General features: G+C 43.9%; 22 protein-coding genes. 8 read left to right on the top strand and 14 right to left on the bottom strand.

The genetic code is table 11. From position 1 onward, the window contains the following. Positions 1–39: 39 nt before the first annotated feature. Positions 40–1683 carry a M20/M25/M40 family metallo-hydrolase gene (locus BGM23_RS10210; protein ID WP_015251758.1) on the bottom strand — a complete coding sequence of 548 codons (1644 nt, stop codon included), beginning with the start codon at positions 1681–1683 and terminating at the stop codon, positions 40–42. A 171-nt stretch (positions 1684–1854) separates the two neighbouring features. Here BGM23_RS10210 and namA point away from each other — a divergent pair, with 171 nt between their 5' ends. After that, the gene (gene namA / locus BGM23_RS10205; RefSeq protein WP_015251757.1) at positions 1855–2871 is read left to right on the top strand and encodes an NADPH dehydrogenase NamA; all 1017 of its coding nucleotides are present in this window, start codon (positions 1855–1857) and stop codon (positions 2869–2871) included. Positions 2872–2979: 108 nt separating this feature from the next. Beyond that, positions 2980–3741 (top strand): alpha/beta fold hydrolase, encoded by a 762-nt coding sequence (locus BGM23_RS10200; RefSeq protein ID WP_003230373.1) that lies wholly within the window; start codon positions 2980–2982, stop codon positions 3739–3741. Positions 3742–3784: 43 nt separating this feature from the next. Here the strand turns inward: BGM23_RS10200 and rpmG are convergent, their stop codons facing one another. Both rpmG and rnz read right to left on the bottom strand, forming a co-directional pair. Next, complete coding sequence (rpmG, locus tag BGM23_RS10195; RefSeq protein ID WP_003226511.1) at positions 3785–3934, bottom strand: 50S ribosomal protein L33; 150 nt, start codon at positions 3932–3934, stop codon at positions 3785–3787. A gap of 81 nt (positions 3935–4015) precedes the next feature. Next, complete coding sequence (gene rnz / locus BGM23_RS10190) at positions 4016–4939, bottom strand: ribonuclease Z (protein ID WP_004398681.1); 924 nt, start codon at positions 4937–4939, stop codon at positions 4016–4018. A 226-nt stretch (positions 4940–5165) separates the two neighbouring features. On the opposite strand from rnz, the gene zwf reads away from it, so the two are divergent. After that, on the top strand, positions 5166–6635 hold the full coding sequence (gene zwf / locus BGM23_RS10185; protein WP_003246151.1) for a glucose-6-phosphate dehydrogenase: 1470 nt from the start codon (positions 5166–5168) through the stop codon (positions 6633–6635). 121 nt (positions 6636–6756) lie between these two features. On the opposite strand, the gene gndA is transcribed toward zwf, so the two are convergent. Beyond that, complete coding sequence (gene gndA, locus BGM23_RS10180; protein ID WP_003230365.1) at positions 6757–8166, bottom strand: NADP-dependent phosphogluconate dehydrogenase; 1410 nt, start codon at positions 8164–8166, stop codon at positions 6757–6759. Positions 8167–8275: 109 nt separating this feature from the next. After that, positions 8276–9520 carry a DNA polymerase IV gene (locus BGM23_RS10175; protein WP_004398755.1) on the bottom strand — a complete coding sequence of 415 codons (1245 nt, stop codon included), beginning with the start codon at positions 9518–9520 and terminating at the stop codon, positions 8276–8278. 72 nt (positions 9521–9592) lie between these two features. Here BGM23_RS10175 and mifM point away from each other — a divergent pair, with 72 nt between their 5' ends. From mifM to BGM23_RS10160, 3 genes are all read left to right on the top strand, one after another. Further along, positions 9593–9880 carry a membrane protein insertion/folding monitor MifM gene (gene mifM / locus BGM23_RS10170; protein ID WP_010886563.1) on the top strand — a complete coding sequence of 96 codons (288 nt, stop codon included), beginning with the start codon at positions 9593–9595 and terminating at the stop codon, positions 9878–9880. Between the two features lie 30 nt (positions 9881–9910). Next, the gene (locus BGM23_RS10165; RefSeq protein ID WP_046663550.1) at positions 9911–10738 is read left to right on the top strand and encodes a membrane protein insertase YidC; all 828 of its coding nucleotides are present in this window, start codon (positions 9911–9913) and stop codon (positions 10736–10738) included. A gap of 181 nt (positions 10739–10919) precedes the next feature. After that, the gene (locus BGM23_RS10160) at positions 10920–11648 is read left to right on the top strand and encodes a YqjF family protein (protein ID WP_038427791.1); all 729 of its coding nucleotides are present in this window, start codon (positions 10920–10922) and stop codon (positions 11646–11648) included. 40 nt (positions 11649–11688) lie between these two features. Here the strand turns inward: BGM23_RS10160 and BGM23_RS10155 are convergent, their stop codons facing one another. From BGM23_RS10155 to mce, 3 genes are read right to left on the bottom strand one after another with little or no spacing between them, the layout of a single operon-like run. Beyond that, on the bottom strand, positions 11689–12804 hold the full coding sequence (locus BGM23_RS10155) for a tripeptidase T (RefSeq protein ID WP_003230352.1): 1116 nt from the start codon (positions 12802–12804) through the stop codon (positions 11689–11691). 17 nt (positions 12805–12821) lie between these two features. Then, the gene (locus BGM23_RS10150) at positions 12822–14345 is read right to left on the bottom strand and encodes an acyl-CoA carboxylase subunit beta (protein WP_072692739.1); all 1524 of its coding nucleotides are present in this window, start codon (positions 14343–14345) and stop codon (positions 12822–12824) included. Next, positions 14338–14760 carry a methylmalonyl-CoA epimerase gene (mce, locus tag BGM23_RS10145; RefSeq protein WP_004399095.1) on the bottom strand — a complete coding sequence of 141 codons (423 nt, stop codon included), beginning with the start codon at positions 14758–14760 and terminating at the stop codon, positions 14338–14340. The genes BGM23_RS10150 and mce overlap by 8 nt, the downstream gene beginning before the upstream one ends. Positions 14761–14849: 89 nt before the next feature. Here mce and prli42 point away from each other — a divergent pair, with 89 nt between their 5' ends. Further along, positions 14850–14942, top strand: a complete 93-nt coding sequence (prli42, locus tag BGM23_RS21860; RefSeq protein ID WP_003226489.1) for a stressosome-associated protein Prli42 — start codon at positions 14850–14852, stop codon at positions 14940–14942. A 19-nt stretch (positions 14943–14961) separates the two neighbouring features. Here prli42 and BGM23_RS10135 read toward each other — a convergent pair whose 3' ends face one another. The 6 genes from BGM23_RS10135 to brxB all read right to left on the bottom strand — a co-directional run bounded on the left by BGM23_RS10135 (position 14962) and on the right by brxB (position 19508). Then, entirely contained in the window at positions 14962–15492 is a 531-nt protein-coding gene (locus BGM23_RS10135; RefSeq protein ID WP_046663554.1) for a L,D-transpeptidase, read from the bottom strand. A gap of 51 nt (positions 15493–15543) precedes the next feature. Then, a complete protein-coding gene (locus BGM23_RS10130) occupies positions 15544–16512 on the bottom strand; it encodes an aromatic acid exporter family protein (RefSeq protein WP_032730386.1) in 969 nt (322 codons plus the stop codon). A 70-nt stretch (positions 16513–16582) separates the two neighbouring features. Beyond that, entirely contained in the window at positions 16583–17305 is a 723-nt protein-coding gene (artR, locus tag BGM23_RS10125) for an arginine ABC transporter ATP-binding protein ArtM (RefSeq protein WP_046663562.1), read from the bottom strand. After that, complete coding sequence (gene artQ, locus BGM23_RS10120; protein WP_003230340.1) at positions 17298–17957, bottom strand: arginine ABC transporter permease ArtQ; 660 nt, start codon at positions 17955–17957, stop codon at positions 17298–17300. The genes artR and artQ overlap by 8 nt, the downstream gene beginning before the upstream one ends. A 78-nt stretch (positions 17958–18035) precedes the next feature. Continuing rightward, positions 18036–18803, bottom strand: a complete 768-nt coding sequence (gene artP, locus BGM23_RS10115; protein ID WP_004398706.1) for an arginine ABC transporter substrate-binding protein ArtP — start codon at positions 18801–18803, stop codon at positions 18036–18038. 267 nt (positions 18804–19070) lie between these two features. Continuing rightward, positions 19071–19508: a bacilliredoxin BrxB gene (gene brxB, locus BGM23_RS10110; RefSeq protein WP_003226477.1), complete on the bottom strand. Its 438-nt coding sequence runs from the start codon at positions 19506–19508 to the stop codon at positions 19071–19073. 160 nt (positions 19509–19668) lie between these two features. Between brxB and BGM23_RS10105 the strand changes: the two genes are divergently transcribed. Further along, the gene (locus BGM23_RS10105) at positions 19669–20562 is read left to right on the top strand and encodes a diacylglycerol kinase family lipid kinase (protein WP_015251752.1); all 894 of its coding nucleotides are present in this window, start codon (positions 19669–19671) and stop codon (positions 20560–20562) included. The last annotated feature ends 56 nt before the right edge of the window (positions 20563–20618 follow it).

Genomic DNA, 20618 nt, shown 5'->3' with positions numbered 1-20618 from the left:
ATGCAAGACAAAAACAGAAGGCACAGTGCCTTCTGTTTTTTATTTTTCCCGCAGCAGCTGGCCGGCAGATTCTGATTGCTTTAATAGCGCGGAGATCGTAAATGAAAGCAAATCGGGAAGCACTTCAAAGGAATAAGGCATATACAATCTTTCCGTCCATTTATGCGGGTCTTTACCAGCCGGACCGACATTTAAAACCGGGACATATAAAGCCTGATTTTTACCGCTTGGCAATGAATATCCTCTGTTAAAGAGCGGCATATTGCTTGTGTATGCATCAACCTCCTGCTTTTCCAGCTGAAGATAACTCAAGTCCGAAAGTCCGGGGAAGTACTGAACCTCCCGTAATGCAATGCCGTATCGCTCAGCCGCATAATGCTTTAACTGATCTGCTGTATTTCTGATCAATTGATCATCCTTTGAAGAAACAGCTGGATAAAGCGGCGGACTATAAAACAGAACGATGAGCGGCGCATCCTCCTTACAAAGCGAAGCAAGCTCAGAAACAATTTTCGTCGAAAAATCCCTGTCTCCAAGCTCGCCCCTGTTAGCAAAGGCATAATTTAGAGCCCGCTCTGTTTCCGAGATCCCCGCACGCTTTTTTGCACGCGAGACCAGCTCATCAAATGTCAAAACAGTGACGTCCCGCTCAATCGGCTGAAATGGCTCAAATTGTTGAAAATCCTGTGTTTTCTTCCGAACGTTCGACATGATCTCCTCCGCCGCCTGTTCTGCTGTTGTAAGCAGCATCTGATGCAGCTCACTAGCTGAGCGTTTCATTGACAGCACATTAAATAATGTGACAGCTGTATGCGGTGTCTGGACTGAATATGCCTCTTTCAAGTCCTTTTGCATTAAGTTTACCGGCGGCGGAGTGACCTCGCCATCAACCTTTTCGCAATAATCAGCATTCAGTTCAAGCAAACGGTTAATCTCAGATACCATTAAATTTGCGTTTAGGCCTGAAAACGGCTCTCCAACATGTGTCTCAATCCCCTTGCAGAAAAAACCCGCAAGCACCTTTCCAATGCTTCCTGTATAAAAATATTGCTGCTGATCGCCGGGAAATTTTTCAAACATCGGTTCGGCATTCAGGCAAGCGGTTAATGTGATATCATGCTTTTTCTCCATTTCCTTCAATGCAGGAACCGCTTCAATCATGCCTCTTGAATTCACTTCCTCGTCCGGAACCGTTATCAACAGCAGATTGCCCTCAAAATGTCCGTTCATTGCCCTCTCCAGCATCGACAGTTGAACACAAAGCCCCGCTTTCATATCCATCGTCCCTCTTCCGAACAGCCAGTCTCCGCTTTCGGCATCTCTTCTCACACGTTCCGGGAGCAGCTCTTTTTTCTCTAAAAAGGAGCTCAAAAGCTCAGCAGGCTTGCAAGCCATATGTTTAAATTCGCCGTAATCTTCTATGTCAACGACATCAAAATGACTCAGCAGAAGCACTGTCTTTTTGACATTCTTCTTTTTGACTAGAGCCGTAAGAAAAGATCTGCCATCGTCCATCGGATGAAGTGTTACATCATCAGGGTGCTTTTGAAAATAGGGCTTGTCCTTCAAAATAAAATAAAGATACTCTGCAAGCGCTGCCTCGCCCTTTGAACCGGTGATGCTTTCGTATTGCACAAGAGAAGTTAAAAGTGCCAGCAATTCGTCCTTCGTCTGCCAATTCATTGATTCCGCCCCTCCTATGAATAAAAATGCTTCTATACTGAAAAATAAACTGATTTCTCGTCTATTATACAGAAATGTTTGACAAAAGCGGTTCATTTGAGCAGTTTATATGACGGGAAAGAAATGACTTGATATAATCAATCTCTAAAAACCTTACGGGAGGCGAAAGAAATGGCCAGAAAATTATTTACACCTATTACAATTAAAGATATGACGTTAAAAAACCGCATTGTCATGTCGCCAATGTGCATGTATTCTTCTCATGAAAAGGACGGAAAATTAACACCGTTCCACATGGCACATTACATATCGCGCGCAATCGGCCAGGTCGGACTGATTATTGTAGAGGCGTCAGCGGTTAACCCTCAAGGACGAATCACTGACCAAGACTTAGGCATTTGGAGCGACGAGCATATTGAAGGCTTTGCAAAACTGACTGAGCAGGTCAAAGAACAAGGTTCAAAAATCGGCATTCAGCTTGCCCATGCCGGACGTAAAGCTGAGCTTGAAGGAGATATCTTCGCTCCATCGGCGATTGCGTTTGACGAACAATCAGCAACACCTGTAGAAATGTCAACAGAAAAAGTAAAAGAAACGGTCCAGGAGTTCAAGCAAGCGGCTGCCCGCGCAAAAGAAGCCGGCTTTGATGTGATTGAAATTCATGCGGCGCACGGATATTTAATTCATGAATTTTTGTCTCCGCTTTCCAACCATCGCACAGATGAATATGGCGGCTCACCTGAAAACCGCTATCGTTTCTTGAGAGAGATCATTGATGAAGTCAAACAAGTATGGGACGGTCCTTTATTTGTCCGTGTATCTGCTTCTGACTACACTGATAAAGGCTTAGACATTGCCGATCACATCGGTTTTGCAAAATGGATGAAGGAGCAGGGTGTTGACTTAATTGACTGCAGCTCAGGCGCCCTTGTTCACGCAGACATTAACGTATTCCCTGGCTATCAGGTCAGCTTCGCTGAGAAAATCCGTGAACAGGCGGACATGGCTACTGGTGCCGTCGGCATGATTACAGACGGTTCAATGGCTGAAGAAATTCTGCAAAACGGACGTGCCGACCTCATCTTTATCGGCAGAGAGCTTTTGCGGGATCCATTCTTTGCAAGAACTGCTGCGAAACAGCTCAATACAGAGATTCCGGCCCCTGTTCAATACGAAAGAGGCTGGTAATGCCATAAGAGATATCCTGTAGAGGATATCTCTTTTTTTATTTTTAGAGAAACGATCGGCTAAGGTTCTCCGTCTCCCTAGTAGAACCAATTAGAGGAGATGACTCCAATGAAATCAGCTTGGATGGAAAAGACATATACAATTGACGGATGTGCGTTTCATACACAGCACCGGAAAGGATCAAGCGGTGTAACGATTGTCTTTGAGGCCGGCTATGGTACTTCTTCTGAGACGTGGAAACCATTAATGGCGGACATTGATGATGAATTTGGCATTTTCACATATGATCGGGCAGGCATAGGAAAAAGCGGGCAAAGCAGAGCTAAACGAACAGCTGATCAACAAGTGAAAGAATTGGAGAGTTTGCTTAAAGCAGCTGATGTAAAACCTCCTTATTTGGCTGTTTCACACTCATACGGAGCTGTCATCACCGGTTTATGGGCCTGCAAAAACAAGCATGATATTATCGGCATGGTCCTTCTTGACCCAGCTTTAGGCGATTGCGCCAGCTTTACCTTTATACCCGAAGAAATGCACAAATCACATACGAGAAAGATGATGCTTGAGGGCACACATGCAGAGTTTTCAAAAAGTCTGCAGGAGCTCAAAAAGCGGCAAGTCCACTTAGGAAACATGCCTCTTCTTGTGTTGTCATCAGGAGAACGGACTGAGAAATTCGCTGCTGAACAGGAGTGGCAAAACTTGCACAGCAGCATATTGTCTCTATCTAACCAAAGCGGCTGGATTCAAGCTAAAAACAGCTCCCACAACATCCATCATGATGAACCTCATATCGTTCACTTGGCTATTTATGACGTATGGTGCGCAGCGTGCCAGCAGGCCGCTCCTCTTTACCAGGCAGTCAATTAACGTAAAAAAAGACCGGGCCGTAAGGGATTCCCGGTCTTTTTTATTATTTTGTTTCACGGTGAAGGGTATATTTCTTTAAACGCGGTGAATATTTTTTCAGCTCCAAACGGTCTGGATTGGTGCGTTTATTTTTTGTTGTGATGTAATTTCGGTCTCCCGTTTCAGTGCAGGCTAAAGTAACATTTACTCTCATAATTAACATCTCCTTATAAAACGTAATGATTACGTTTTATTATACAACATCATCACAAATTGTCAAATAAGAGCTCTGCCTTCAGCCTCGCGGGACGTTTACCTCTAAGAAATCATATGCCGCCACGCTATTGGGGAAAACGTCAACCGCTTCTTTTTGAAGCTCCAAAGAAGCATCTCCCTGATATCTTGCGCTGATATGGGTTAAAATGAGCTGCTTCGCTCTTGCTTCTTTCGCTGTTACAGCCGCTTGTTCCGTTGTACTGTGATAATAATCATAAGCAAGTTTACGGTCTTCCTTAGCAAAGGTTGCTTCATGAACAAGCACATCACAATCCCTCGCAAGCTCTTTTAGTTTGTCACTTACTCTCGTATCACCGGAGAACACAACAGATCTTCCCTTTTTAGGAGGCTCCAGAAAATCATTCCCATTGATGATTCGTCCGTCTTCAAGCGTTACCGTTTCGCCTTTTTTGATTTTCTGATATACAGGTCCGGGCGGGATGTTCATTTCTTTTAATACATCAGCCTTCAAGGAACCCGGTACGTCTTTTTCCTGCACACGGTACCCGAAGGCTTCCACTCCATGAATAACAGATACCGCTGTGACAATAAACTGATCGTCCTCAAACACGATTCCTTCTTCAATTTCCTGGATCGCAAGCGGATATGTCAAATGGGTCTTCGTGACGGCAAGGCTTGTTTCAATAAACGCCTTGATCCCTTTAGGTCCGTACACTGTCAGCTCGTCCTCTCCGCCTTGAAAGGAACGGCTCCCCAGAAGCCCCGGAAGTCCGTATACATGATCGCCGTGCATGTGTGTAATAAAGATTTTCTCTATTTTACGAGGTTTAATCGTTGTATGTAAAATTTGATGCTGTGTGGCTTCCCCGCAGTCAAAAAGCCATACCGAACGCCTTTCTTCAAGCAATTTCAATGCTACAGAGGTGACGTTTCTCGCCTTGGCGGGAATGCCGGCTCCCGTCCCTAAAAAAAGTAATTCCACGTTTCCTTCCTCCTACTAGAACCAGATACCTACAAGAATACAGGATCAAGCGGAAAATGTGAATCTTGCCTCTGAAAAGAACAATCCTTTCGTGCTAGAAACATTTTTTCAGCATTCTGCTTAAAAAAGGGCTTAAATGTTTGCTTTCGTTGAATTTTAGATTTAAAATGAAGGAAATATACGGGGTGTACTAAAATAAAGCTTCGAATAAAGTGAGGTACTTTTAGTGAAAACAAACCAACAACCAAAAGCAGTAATTGTCATATTCGGTGCAACTGGAGATTTAGCAAAACGAAAATTGTATCCGTCTATTCACCGTTTATATCAAAACGGACAAATCGGAGAAGAGTTTGCAGTGGTAGGAGTTGGAAGAAGACCTTGGTCTAATGAGGATCTTCGCCAAACTGTTAAAACATCCATTTCCTCATCTGCAGATAAGCATATAGATGATTTCACGTCTCATTTTTACTATCACCCGTTTGACGTGACAAACCCTGGTTCTTATCAAGAGCTAAACGTATTGCTTAACCAGCTGGAAGATACATATCAAATTCCTAACAACAGAATGTTCTACTTGGCAATGGCTCCTGAATTCTTCGGAACGATTGCAAAAACATTAAAATCAGAGGGTGTAACAGCTACAACCGGCTGGTCCCGCCTTGTCATCGAAAAACCGTTCGGCCATGATCTGCCAAGCGCACAGGCATTGAATAAAGAAATCCGCGAAGCATTTACGGAAGATCAAATATACAGAATCGACCATTATCTAGGCAAACAAATGGTTCAGAACATTGAAGTGATTCGATTTGCCAATGCGATTTTCGAACCGCTTTGGACAAACCGCTACATTTCAAACATTCAAATCACATCTAGCGAATCACTAGGCGTTGAAGACCGCGCAAGATATTACGAAAAATCAGGCGCCCTTCGCGACATGGTGCAAAACCATATTATGCAGATGGTTGCCCTTCTTGCAATGGAGCCGCCTATCAAATTGAACACAGAAGAAATCCGCAGCGAGAAAGTGAAGGTGCTGAGAGCACTGCGTCCTATTGCAAAAGACGAAGTGGATGAATACTTTGTGCGCGGACAATATCATGCTGGTGAAATTGACGGTGTACCGGTTCCTGCTTATACAGATGAAGATAATGTCGCTCCTGACTCCAATACAGAAACCTTTGTTGCCGGCAAGCTCTTGATCGACAACTTCAGATGGGCTGGTGTTCCATTCTACATCAGAACCGGAAAACGAATGAAAGAAAAGTCCACAAAAATTGTCGTTCAATTTAAGGACATTCCGATGAACCTGTACTACGGTAATGAAAACAACATGAATCCGAACTTGCTTGTCATTCATATTCAGCCTGACGAAGGCATTACGCTTTACTTAAATGCTAAAAAGCTTGGCGGAGCAGCACACGCACAGCCAATCAAACTCGATTATTGCAGCAATTGCAATGACGAGTTGAACACCCCTGAAGCATATGAAAAACTAATTCACGACTGTCTTCTTGGCGATGCAACAAACTTTGCACACTGGGATGAAGTTGCCCTTTCTTGGAGCTTTGTCGACTCTATTTCTGAAACATGGGCAGCAAACAAAACCTTATCTCCTAACTACGAATCAGGCTCAATGGGACCGAAAGAATCTGATGATCTTTTGGTGAAAGACGGCTTACACTGGTGGAACATATAATAAGAAGAAAAAAGCCGAAAATGTTTACAAGCATTTTCGGCTTTTTTACGCTGAACAAAGGTATAACAATCTCCTTAATAACAAAACCCCCAAAGCTTAAGAGCTTCGGGGTTTCTATTGATTACTTCATCCATTCAGTATGGAAGATGCCTTCTTTGTCAGTACGCTCATAAGTATGAGCGCCAAAGTAGTCGCGCTGTGCTTGGATTAAGTTTGCAGGCAGTACGGCTGTGCGGTAGCTGTCATAGTAGGCTAATGCGCTTGAGAATGATGGCACCGGCACACCTTGGGCAACTGCAAGTGAAATCACTTGGCGAAGCGCTCCTTGATAGCTTTCTACAATATTCTTGAAATAGCTGTCAAGAAGCAGGTTGTCAAGCTCAGGCTCGCGATCGTAAGCTTCTTTGATCTTCTGAAGGAATGCCGCGCGAATGATGCAACCACCGCGGAAGATCATAGCGATTTCACCATATTTCAGATCCCAGTTGTATTCTTCAGAAGCAGCTTTCATTTGGGCAAATCCTTGCGCGTATGAACAGATTTTACTCATGAACAACGCTTTTCTGACCGCTTCAATCAGCTCTTCTTTATTTTCTGTAACAGGCTTCACTTCTGGTCCTGAAAGAAGTCCGCTCGCTTTTACACGCTCTTCCTTCATAGCTGAGATAAAGCGTGCGAATACAGATTCAGTAATAATCGGAAGCGGAACGCCTAAGTCAAGTGCGCTTTGGCTTGTCCATTTTCCTGTTCCTTTTTGGCCTGCTTTATCAAGAATCACATCAACAAGCGGTTTGCCTGTTTCTTCGTCTTTTTTTGTGAAGATGTCAGCCGTAATCTCAATCAGGTAGCTATCAAGCTCACCTTTATTCCATTCAGCGAAAACTTCATGAAGCTCATCAGCAGAAAGGCCCAGCACCTGTTTCAGAATGAAATATGATTCAGAGATCAGCTGCATATCTCCGTATTCAATTCCGTTGTGCACCATTTTTACGTAATGGCCGGCGCCGTCCGGACCGATATATGTCGTACAAGGTTCTCCGTCAACTTTTGCAGAAATGGCTTCAAGAATCGGTTTTACAAGCTCATGTGCTTCTTTTTGTCCGCCAGGCATGATAGAAGGTCCTTTAAGCGCTCCTTCTTCTCCGCCGGAAACGCCTGTTCCGATAAAATGAATGCCGCTTTCAGCGAGTTCTTTGTTACGGCGCTGTGTATCTTTATAGTATGTATTACCGCCGTCAATTAAAATATCATCCTTCTCTAGATGAGGAAGAAGAGATTGAATTGTCGCATCTGTTGCAGTTCCCGCTTTAACCATTAATAAGATTTTGCGCGGTGTTTCCAAGGATTGGACAAATTCTTCAATGCTGTAAGTGCCAACAACATTTTTTCCTTTTGCCTCCTGTAAAAACTCCTCAGTTTTACTGCTTGATCTGTTGTAAACAGAAACAGAAAATCCCCGGCTTTCGATATTTAAAGCCAGATTTTTACCCATGACCGCAAGTCCGATAACGCCGATTTGTTGTTTTGACATATTCTAACGTCCCTTCTGCAAACGTTTAATCATTTTAAAATTTAAATTAAAATAAAATGATATTTATAATAAAGAAATTACCATACATTCACCCTTTTTTTCAAGCGATTCAGCTTTTCTTTTCATCTTGAAAAAAATCTTTATTAAAGCTTGTTCCCTTTGTTTTGCTCTCCTCTTTTTTTAACGTTGCCCCTTTTCTGATCAGTTTGGTACCGTACTTTTTATTCAGCTTTTCCATCATCTGCTGAATGGGCTCATCCTTCGCATCTTCATTAAAGCTGAACAAATCGAGCTGTTTATAGGCCTGCTCTTTTTCTACTAAATCCGTTCCGGTAATGCCAAGCAGCCTGACAGGATTTTTATTCCAATGTTTAAAAAAGAGGTGCTCCGCTTCTTTCAAAATGTCATTTTTTTGATCAATCGGGTTTCTCAGCGTAGTGCTTCTTGTGATGGTTCTCCAATCCGCATATCTAATCATAATAAAAAGCTTCGAAGCCATGACTTCCTTGCGCTGTAAACGGTCACTCACAGAAGCGGCAAGCTTTCTAAAAACGCCTAACAGCTCTTCTTCATCACTGGAATCATGGGAAAGTGTCGATGAGTTGCCGACGCTTTTAAATTCGTAAATGCGCTCCGGGTCAACCGGCGCATGGTGAATGCCATTTGCTTTATTTTTAAGGCGCGGACCGTTGATGCCAAGCAGGCGCTTCAGCGAGTGTTCATCAGCTGCAGCTAGCTCTCCGATTGTATGGATGCCGAGTCCCTTCAGTTTTTCCGCTGTCTTTTTGCCGACTCCGTGCATCTCTCCAACAGGAAGCGGCCACAGGATATCGGGCACTTGCCTCTTTCTTAAGATCGTAATTCCAAGCGGTTTTTTCATATCAGACGCCATCTTAGCGAGAAATTTATTCGGTGCAATCCCTATGCTTGACGGGAGCAGCAGCTCTTTTTGCAGCCTGCTTTGGATTTCTTTTGCCGTCTCTAGAGCGCGGCTGCTGTATGGTGTATCGGTCATGTCCATATAGCCTTCGTCGATGGAGACAGGCTCCACTAGGTCAGTATATTCACGAAGAATGGTAAACATCGCTCGTGAAGAGTTTCTATAGCGGTCAAAGTTCGGCGGAAGAACGATGAGCTCAGGACAATGGCGCTTCGCTTGCCAAACCGGCATCGTTGTTTTGACGCCGCGCGCTCTTGCTTCGTAGCTGCATGTTACCACAATGCCCTTTCGCTCCTTTACGTTTCCGGCAACTGCGACCGGCTTTCCCCGGAGAGCCGGATCATATGCCATTTCAACCGACGCATAAAAGCTATTCATATCAATATGGAAAATAATTCGGCTCTTTCCCGGCATAAACAAATCTCCTTTTCGGTCATTAGACAACAGCTTGTACATATAGTAAAATGAAGCTATTGAATGGATGTGATGACAATGTTTGTGGAATCGATAAATGACGTTTTATTCTTAGTCGATTTTTTCACAATTATTCTTCCTGCTCTAACGGCAATCGGGATTGCATTCCTCTTACGGGAGTGCCGTGCGGGCGAGCAATGGAAATCAAAACGAACAGATGAACATCAGACGGTCTTTCACATTAACCGAACAGACTTTCTTATTATTATATATCATCGCATTACAACTTGGATACGTAAAGTCTTCCGCATGAATTCGCCTGTGAACGATGAGGAAGACGCCGGTTCTCTTCTTTTATAAACCGCATTTATAAAAAGGAGGAGAACAAAATTGTTAAAAACATATCAAAAACTTTTGGCTATGGGTATCTTTTTGATCGTATTATGCTCGGGCAATGCTGCATTTGCAGCGACTAATCAGGTGGGAGGCCTCAGCAACGTAGGTTTTTTCCACGATTATTTAATCGAACCGTTTTCCGCTCTGCTTAAGGGTGTTGCCGGGCTGTTTCACGGAGAATACGGACTCTCTATTATCCTCGTAACCATTATTGTGCGTATAGTTGTATTGCCTTTGTTTGTCAATCAGTTCAAAAAACAGCGCATCTTCCAAGAGAAAATGGCCGTTATTAAACCTCAGGTTGACAGTATCCAGGTTAAGTTGAAAAAGACGAAGGACCCGGAAAAGCAAAAAGAGCTGCAAATGGAAATGATGAAGCTGTATCAGGAGCATAATATCAACCCGCTTGCGATGGGCTGTCTTCCAATGCTGATTCAGTCTCCGATTATGATTGGGCTTTATTACGCGATTCGCTCAACACCTGAAATTGCGTCACACTCGTTTCTATGGTTCAGTTTAGGGCAATCTGATATTCTCTTGTCCCTTAGTGCAGGGATTATGTATTTTGTCCAAGCCTATATCGCTCAAAAACTGAGCGCGAAATATTCCGCTGTCCCGCAAAACCCTGCAGCGCAGCAATCCGCAAAATTGATGGTGTTCATCTTCCCTGTGATGATGACGATTTTCTCGCTTAATGTGCCGGCAGCCCTTCCGCTGTACTGGTTTACAAGCGGACTGTTTTTGACAGTGCAAAACATCGTCCTTCAGATGACGCATCATAAAAGTAAAAAAACAGCCGCTCTTACTGAGTCGGTGAAATAAAAAAGCAACCCCGTGCGAAAAGCCGGGGTTGTTTTTTGTTACTTGCAAAGCATACCGCGCCAAACAGTCTTGTTTATCATGGCTGAAGCAGAAATGGCCATCCTAAAAAATAGCCGTATCGTTTAAAAAGAAGGAAATCGGGAATACCTTTACTCACCTCCAACCGAAAGGAGCATATACGTTGACGGAACGCTTTCAGCAAAAAAATATTTCTGTACCTGATGGAATCTGGATCATGAGACAAACCTGGAATGATGTCTTATTTGCTCACTGGCCTGTTGATGTTTCTATCCTTCGCGCTTTGGTACCGTCCGTTTTAGAATTAGATACATATAACGGGCAAGCTTGGATCAGCATGCTTCCCTTTATGCTCACGAACCTGAGGGCGCGTTATCTTCCTGTCATTCCCGGTGCGCGTGCATTTCCTGAGCTTAACCTCCGCACCTATGTCACGTATAAAGGCAAGCCCGGCATTTATTTTTTTAGCTTAGATGCCGATCATCGTCTGGCGGTCCTTGGCGCTCGCACATTCTTTCATCTGCCTTATTTTTACGCGGATATGAAGTCCGAAAAAAACGGTGATGCCATTGACTATGTCAGCAAGCGGAAAAATGACAAAGAAGCAGCATTCCACGCCGCATACCGGCCCATTTCAGCGCCTTTTACAGCAGAAAAGGATTCGCTCGATTACTGGCTGACAGAACGGTATAGACTCTATACTACCAATCAAAACAAACTCTATTACGAAGACATCCATCATCATCCATGGCTGCTGCAAAACGCCGAAGCGGAAATTTCAGTCAATACGGTGACTGATGCTCACGGCATTGCATTGCCAGAGTCAGACCCCTTGCTTCATTACGCTAAAAAACAGGATGTGTTATTTTGGCCGCTTAGGAAATGGAGCTAAAAAAACCCGATGCGGGAAATCGCACTCGGGTTTTCTTTTTTTATTTTGCCGCCTCTTCAATAATGGCAACAACCATTTCTGCCGTTTTAACGAGCTCTTCGATCGGCATTTTTTCATTTTTTGTATGGATTTGCTCATAACCGACAGCAAGATTGACCGTCGGGATGCCATGACCAGCGATTACGTTCGCGTCGCTTCCGCCGCCGCTCGTTTGCAGCTCGCTTGGACGTCCGATTTTAGCAGCCGCTTTTTTCGCGATTTCAACAACTTGGTCGCCGTCTTGATATTTAAAGCCCGGATACATAACCTCAATTTCGACTTCTGCGCGTCCGCCCATATCAGCAGCTGCCTCTTCAAAAGCAGCTTTCATTTTTTGAACCTGAGCTTCCATTTTCTCAGGAACTAAAGAGCGCGCTTCAGCAAGAATATGAACTTCGTCGCACACAATGTTTGTTTGTGTGCCGCCTTCAAACCGGCCGATATTAGCTGTTGTTTCTTCATCGATACGGCCCAATGGCATTTTTGAAATGGCTTTGCTAGCGATTGTAATCGCTGAAATGCCTTTTTCAGGTTCAACCCCGGCGTGAGCGGTTTTCCCGAAAATTGCCGCTCTTACCTTCGCCTGTGTCGGCGCGGCCACAATGATATTTCCGACTTTTCCGTCTGAATCAAGAGCATAGCCGTAGGATGCAGTGATCATAGAACGGTCAAGCGCCTTCGCTCCGATCAGACCCGATTCTTCCCCTACTGTGATGATGAATTCAATCGTGCCGTGTTCAATGTTTTCTTCTTTCAGCACCTTAATCGCCTCAAACATTGCAGCCAATCCCGCTTTATCATCAGCGCCTAAAATCGTCGTGCCGTCAGTTTTGACGTAACCGTTCTCTACAACTGGTTTTACGCCGTTTCCGGGTACAACTGTGTCCATATGAGATGTAAAATAGATCGTATCTGTTTGTTTTGTCCCTTTTAGCGTGCAAATCAGGTTACCGGCTCCGTGGCCCGTGATATCCATTGTATCGTCTTCTTTAACGTCCACACCTAAATCAGAAAATTTTCGTTTCAGCACTTTGCAGATTTCAGCTTCGTGCTTTGTTTCTGAGTCAATTTGGACAAGCTCTAAAAATTCTTCCAGCAGGCGTTTTTCATTCACCATTTGTAAGTCCCTCCATATTAAAGCGGTATGTTACCGTGCTTTTTTTTCGGTCTCTCTTCTGTCTTATGTGCAAGCATATGAAAAGCTTGAATCAGTCTTCCCCTTGATTCTTCCGGCAAAATGATGTCATCGACCATTCCACAAGCGGCCGCTTTGTATGGGCCGGCGTTTTGCTTTTTGTATTCCGCTGTTTTTTCGCGTTTCGTCTTTTGCGGGTCAGCTGAAGCTTTGATTTCCTTTTCATACAAAATCGATGCCGCACCTTCTGGACCCATCACTGCGATTTCAGCATTCGGCCATGCAAACACAAGGTCCGCTCCGATTGCTTTGCTGTTCATGGCCACATAGGCGCCGCCGTACGCTTTTCTAATGATGAGTGTGACTTTTGGGACAGTCGCTTCTGCATAAGCAAACAATAATTTTGCTCCATGCCTGATGATTCCGTTGTGCTCTTGCTGAATACCGGGCAGAAACCCCGGGACATCCTCAACAGTCAACAGCGGGATATCAAATGCGTCACAAAAACGGATGAACCTTGCTGCTTTATCAGCAGCGTCAATCGTCAAGCTTCCCGCCAGATGCTTCGGCTGGCTCGCCACGATGCCGATTGTTTTTTCACCCAGCCTTGCAAACCCAATGACAATGTTCTTCGCAAAAAATGGCTGAATCTCAAAAAAAGACTGCGGGTCGGCCATCTCCTTAATCACCGTCCGAACATCATACGGCTTTGTCGTGTCAGCAGGCACTAGACGGTTTAATAACGGTCTGGACGCCTCTTTCTCTGGCTTTGGCTCAGTTGTCCGGCCATTCAGCGGCAAATAAGACAGCAGTTTTCTCACCCCTGTCAGAACCTCCTTCTCCGTATGTCCGGAAAAGTGGGCGTTTCCGCTGACGGCATTATGTATCCCCGCTCCGCCTAAGCTCTCCGCATCAACCTGTTCCCCTGTCACTTTTTCAATCACCTTCGGGCCGGTAATAAACATCCGGCCGGTCTGTTCAGCCATAAATATAAAATCTGTGAGTGCCGGAGAATATACAGCGCCTCCAGCGCACGGCCCTAAAATAACCGATATTTGCGGAATGACTCCGGAATATAAGACGTTTCGGTAAAATATGTGACCGTATCCATCTAATGATAACACACCCTCTTGAATTCTCGCACCACCTGAGTCATTCAGCCCGATAATCGGCGCCTTATTTTTTGCTGCCAGATCCATCAAAGCGCAGATTTTCCTGGCATGGGTTTCGCCAAGCGCCCCTCCGTACACTGTGAAGTCTTGCGCAAATACATAAACTGAGCGGCCGTCAATTGTGCCGTACCCTGTCACGACCCCATCCCCTAACATGCGCTGTTCTCTTGTTAACACTTGACTTTCCATGAAGGGATGTAATTCGATAAAGCTGTCCTGATCTAGAAGAAATATGATCCTTTCCCGAGCAGTGAGCTTGCCCTTTTGCCGCTGCTGAGCCAGCTTTTCCCGTCCTCCGCCTTCTTCTGCCTGCTTGCGTTTCGTGTATAAATGATCCATGTGCTCATTCATGTTCATTGTGTTGGTCTCCTTTCGGTTCACAAAGCTCTACAAGAACACCGTTTGTTTCCCGAGGGGAAATAAACGCGATCTTTTTCCCGTTCGCTCCCTGTCTTGGAAACCTGTCAATCAATTGAACATGCTGGTCAGACAATGCTTGAAGCTGTTCAGATAGGCAGTTGCACAAAAACGCAATATGATGCAGTCCTTGCCCTTTCTTCTCCAAAAATAAATGGACGGGGCTGTCAGCTGTCAACGGCTCTATCAGCTCAAGTTTGACGCTACCAGCTTGAAAAAAAGCAACATTCACCTTTTGCTCTTCAACCGTTTCTTGATGAAGAAATGCAAGCCCCAATACATTTTCATAAAAGCTTCTTGCATCTTTTATCGAAAAAACGGCTATCCCGATATGGTCAAGCCTGTTCATTTTCATCCCTGCTTTCGCTAATAGATATCGCTTGTCCGCCCATTCAAAACACGCTAAAATATAGACAGATTGTTTAAGGAGTGAAAATCATGTCTCAAAAACTGATGAAAAGCGTTTTGATCGTGATTTTGGGAGTTTTTATTCTTTCAACTGTACTCTCAGGAATCGTCATGTTTCTATAACGATAAAAAAGCAGGCGCCTTATTCAATGGGAATATCCTGCTTTTTTATCAGAGCTTTATGCTCGATGGCAATCTCCTCAAAAGAGCGGTTGTCGTCCGTGATCAGCACTCTCGTTCCTACTGGTATCGTTTGAAACAAATGAACGACCTCATCGTTATGCATACGTATGCAGCCGTTAGACACAAATTTTCCTACTGATTCCTCTCGGTTTGTCCCATGAATTCCATAAATCCGCCCGTCCGTTCCTTTCGCGTCAAATCCGATCCATCTTGCCCCAAGCGGGTTGTCAGGAGATCCCCCTTCAATATTTTTCTTTCTGTAGTAAGGATTTTCCGCTTTTACCGTTACCGAAAACTCTCCTTCAGGCGTCAAATCATCTGTTTTTCCAGTCGCCACACTATACACGCCTTCTACTCTGTTGTCGAGGATAACAGCAAGTTCATTTGTTTGCTTGTTGACAATAACATATGGATCACCCGGCAGCGGATTTTCGCCGAGCGGCCAAATCGGTGAAATCATCATAATAATCGAACATAAGAAAAAACGCATAAGCTCCTCCTTTTTCATTAGGTTGACCAATGAAGGAAGAGCTCATGCGAATCATCCGAGTGATTTTTGCGCTTTTATTCCTTTAAAATAACTTTTAATCACTAAATATTGTTCCATTTCGCCGAGAAGATGGAAGAGAGCGGCCCTCGCTTCAAATTCCTCTCTAGTCGCCGGAAGCGGCATCTCCTCAAATTCTTTTCTCATGTCAGCAAGTCTTTTCAGAAATTTGTACGCTGTATTCCCAGGGTGTATCGCCTCCCGCAAATCATGAATAAATTCAGCGATCATTTTTCCCTGATCTACCGTAATGGAGATCGATGTCACTTTAGGGAGAAGGCGTTCGATAATTTCAAATTGCTTTTCTCTCATTTTAAAATAATGATAATGCAGATTTTCATAACGCAAAATGTGGTTTTGCACATCTCGATATGCCAGGTTTTTAGCCTCCGTAATAAGCTGGTGCGTTTCCGGAATTTCTTTTCCAGACCAATCTTGCTCACCAGTTAACAAATACCGTTCGATTTCTGCAAAAATGACAGCAAAGTTATCCTCTATCTTTTTGCGGTAGGCAATCAGTTTCCGGTCAAGACTCGGCATATACAAGTTCATCAATAGAGCGACGCCGATGCCGACCGTAATCAGCTGAACTTCATTCCAGATGAAAGTAGGCGTAATGCCGCCGGACATGTATAAATGAAGGATAATAACAGAACTGGTGACGATACCCTCGTTAATTTTTAACAGAACCGTTATCGGAATGAATATCAAAAGAAGCGCTCCGATCACAAACGGGTGGTAGCCAATAAGCTCGAAAAAGAGATAAGAAAAAGCAATTGCCAGACAGCATGCCGCAAAGCGGGCCCATGAGGCCTGAAGCGACCGTTTTTGTGTGATTTGTATACACAAAATGGTGATGATTCCTGCTGATGCGAAGTTTTGCAAATGCAATAACTGGCTTATATAAATAGCCAAAGCTGTTCCAAGCGCGGTCTTTGTTGTGCGGTAACCAATTTTAAACATGTCGGACTCCATTTCTATTTGTTTCTTCAATAAAAAAGAAGAGGCGGCCAGCCTTCTTCTTTTTTATATTCTATAATATTTTCTTTAAAAAGTCCTGCGCTCTTTTGGATTTTGGCGACATAAAAAATTCCTTCGGATTGCCGTCTTCGACAATCATTCCTTGGTCCATAAACAGCACACGGTCTGCCACTTCTTTTGCGAAGCCCATTTCATGTGTGACAATCACCATGGTCATGCCGGTTTCGACCAGCTCTTTCATCACCTGTAGCACTTCTTTGACCATCTCTGGATCAAGGGCGGAGGTCGGCTCGTCAAACAGCATGATGTCCGGATTCATCGCAAGAGCCCTGGCAATCGCGACACGCTGTTTTTGTCCGCCAGACAAACGGTTTGGATAGTCATTTCGCTTTTCAAACAAACCGACTTTGCAGAGCAGGTCCTCAGCTTTCTCCTGTGCAGCCTGTTTTGATTCTTTTTTTACATTGACAGGCGCGTACATGATGTTTTCGAGAACCGTTTTGTGCGGAAAGAGATGAAAATGCTGAAAAACCATCCCGATGTTTTCCCGGACCTTTAATGTGTTGGTTTTCGGCTTCGTAATCTCTGTGTCTTTTATTGTAATGGTTCCGCCGTTAGGCTTTTCCAACAGGTTTAAACAGCGTAAGAACGTTGATTTGCCTGAGCCTGAAGGACCGATCACGGCAACAACCTCACCCTCAGCGATTGTTGTTGAAATGTTTTTTAATACTTCGTGTTTCCCAAATGATTTTGACAGCTTTTCAACCTTAATCATTGGATTTCAGCTTCCTTTCTACAGCCTTGCCGATAAACGTTAAAATCAGGACAAGCACATAATAAATCAATCCCGCGATAATGAGCGGCTCAAGGTAATTGTAAGTGGCGGCGCCAGCTTGATATGCGCGTCTCATGACATCACCAAGCCCGATGACGGTGACGATCGCCGATTCTTTTGTTAACGTAATTAATTCATTCACAATTGCAGGTGATATATTTTTGAAGGCCTGCGGCAGCAGCAGATCCTTCATCATTTTTCCATACGGGACACCGAGTGCAACAGCAGCTTCTTTTTGCCCTTTATCAATGGCATTGATTCCGGCTCTGATAATTTCCGATACATAAGCGGCGGAATTCAAAGACAATGCGACAACCGCAGCCCAAAACTGGTCAATTTGAAATCCGAGCAGCTGAGGAAGGCCAAAATAGACAATCATAAGCTGCAGCACTAAAGGCGTGCCTCGGAACACTGATGTATAAAAATCAGCGATCCAGATAAACGGGCGGAATGTGCTGATCTTGCATAAGCTTAGCACAATACCGAGTATAAGTCCGATAATAGCAGATACAACAACAATTTTTAATGTAATTGCCAAGCCTTCTAATATAAAAGGAATTTGGGGGATCGTTGCTGAAAAATCCAAATTCATAGCCTTTGTCTCCTTTTCTTACAGGAAAAAAGTTTCCTATTCAATAAAAAGGCTCAACGAAAAAGTTGAGCCGCTTTTTTACTTCTCGCCAGTGAACCATTTTTTCTTCAATTTCTCAAGCTCTCCGTTATCTTCCATTTCCTTGAGCGCTTTATTGAATTTGTCTGTCAGTTCACTGTCCTTTCTGAAAGCAATTGCTGAACCGGCTTCTTCCGCTTTCGCATCAGGAATCACAAAGCCTTGCAGGTCATCATTTGATTTGAAATACCCTTCTGCAACAATGTCTTCAATAATCGCGGCATCGAAGCGGTCAGATTTGATTTCCTGCACCAAATCAGAAATTCTGTTGCGGTCTTCTGTTTTAAAACCATATTCTGGAGAAAGCTCTTTCCCCTTCTCTTCCTGAATAGAGCCAAGCTGAACGCCAACTGTTTTTCCTTTCAGGTCTTTCAAAGATTGAATGCCGCTGTCTTTTTTGCTGACAATCATATGGTTCGCTGTGTAATACACATCGGAAAAATCAACTTGTTTTTTACGCTCAGGCGTTGGTGTCATTCCTGACAGAACGAGATCCACCTGTTTTGATTTAAGCGCTGTAATTAAGCTGTTGAAGTCCATATCCTGCACTTCAATTTCATAGCCTGCCTTCTTTGCCAGAGCTTTTGCCAGCTCTACATCAAAGCCGACAATATTATCTCCTTCTTTATATTCAAACGGTTTGTAATCCGCCGAAGTACCCATAATTAATTTTTTCTTTCCGCTTTCTGAACCTGAATTGCTTGAGCCGCACGCAGTTAATGCAAAGGTGATGCAAGCAGCTACAAGTAATAAGAGCCATTTTTTCATGATCCATTTCCCCCGTATTCATTACTTTTGGTGTATTTGAATATTTATTCGTTAATTTGTATTTTAAACAGTTTCTCATTTTTATGCAATACTATTTTTAAAAATTATCTTTAAGCTTATCTTTCCAGTGATCTCTTCTGATATTACTAGATAAAAATTAAATCACTATACAAATCCGATTGAATAACCCCTTAATATTTATTCATATATCCTTGGAAATTTATGCACAAAAAAACCCGGGCCGCTTGGGCATCCGGGTTGTTCGTCTTATACTTCTTCACAATATTCTTCAAAGGCTTCCTGCAGCTTTGCCACTACGGCCATCGGCTCATGGCCTTCAATTTCATGGCGCTCTACCATTTTCATGATCTTTCCGTCTTTCAAAATCGCAAAGGACGGAGAAGATGGCGGATAACCTTCAAAATAGTCACGCGCACGCGCTGTCGCTTCTTTATCCTGTCCGGCAAAAACGGTGACGAGCTGATCAGGTCTTTTATCATAGTGAACGGAATGGTAGGCTGCGGGTCTTGCAATTCCTCCGGCGCATCCGCAAACAGAGTTTACCATGACGAGCGTCGTTCCTTTTTTCGTAAGTGCCTCATCCACCTCTTCGGCTGTTTTAAGCTCGGTGTATCCGGCAGCTGTTATTTCTTGTCTCGCTTGGCGGACAATATCATTCATAAATAAATTAAAGTCCATGTTCAATGAAGACCTCTCCTTTTTCATCATCTGTTCTTATGATAGCAAGGAAACGTCCATATCGGCAAATGACTTTGCTTCGCCGTGCACTTTTTTTGCTCTTCGTTTACTGCTTACAGAAAAAGGGGATTATATAACCAGAAGTAAAATAAAGGAGCAGTTGTATATGAGCCACAGGAAAGCGTTACTGATTCATAACGGAAATGCCGGCAACAAAAATATAGAAAAAGCACTTGGTGCTGTGGTGCCGGTTTTATCTCACCATTTAGATGAGGTAATTATTAAACAGACAAAGAAAAAGGATGATGCGTATCATTTTTGCCGATCCATTGATGATTCTGTCGACACCGTCTTCATTCTCGGCGGCGACGGCACGATCCATCAATGCATAAATGCTATCAGCGCTCTAGAAAGAAAACCCGCGGTCGGAATTTTGCCCGGCGGCACGTGCAACGACTTTTCAAGAGTGCTTGGCATCCCTCAAAATCTTGCAAAGGCTGCGGAAGCACTTATGTCAGGAAAAAAAACCAGCGTAGACGTATGTCAGATGAATGACCGTTATTTTTTGAATTTCTGGGGGATCGGCTTAATTGCAGAAACGTCGAATCAAATCAACGAAACGGAAAAAGCATTATTGGGAAAAATCAGCTATTTTACAAGTGCCTTGCGAACCGTCTCATCCGCTGCATCGTTTCCGATGACATTAAAAATTGATGGAGAAGAAATTAAAGAAGAAGCCGTTATGCTGCTTGTGATGAATGGCCAATATATTGGAACGAATCGAATTCCTCTCCCCGATGCCAGTATTGAAGACGGCTTACTTGATGTTCTCATATGCCGCAATACCAACCTCACCGCGCTGCGGGAGCTGATGAGCATGGAACAGGGTTCAATTGATCGTTTTACCGGAGAGTTGTCCTATGTCCAGGCTTCCCGTATCGAGATTGAAACAGACACTGCCAAAAAGGCGGATATGGATGGAGAAGTTTATACACATACACCCGCAGTCATTCAGGTCCTGCCGCAGCATATCGACATGCTTGTTCCCGCAAATGAATAACTGTCATAAGGCTTTAGAAAGATTTTGCAAATCCGTTGACTCTCCCCTAGGAGGAG

The organism is Bacillus sp. FJAT-14266 (assembly GCF_001719225.1).
GTDB classification, from domain to species: Bacteria; Bacillota; Bacilli; order Bacillales; family Bacillaceae; genus Bacillus; species Bacillus subtilis.
The sequence above is the reverse complement of the archived record's forward strand: the minus strand, read 5'-3'. Positions and strand labels throughout refer to the sequence as shown.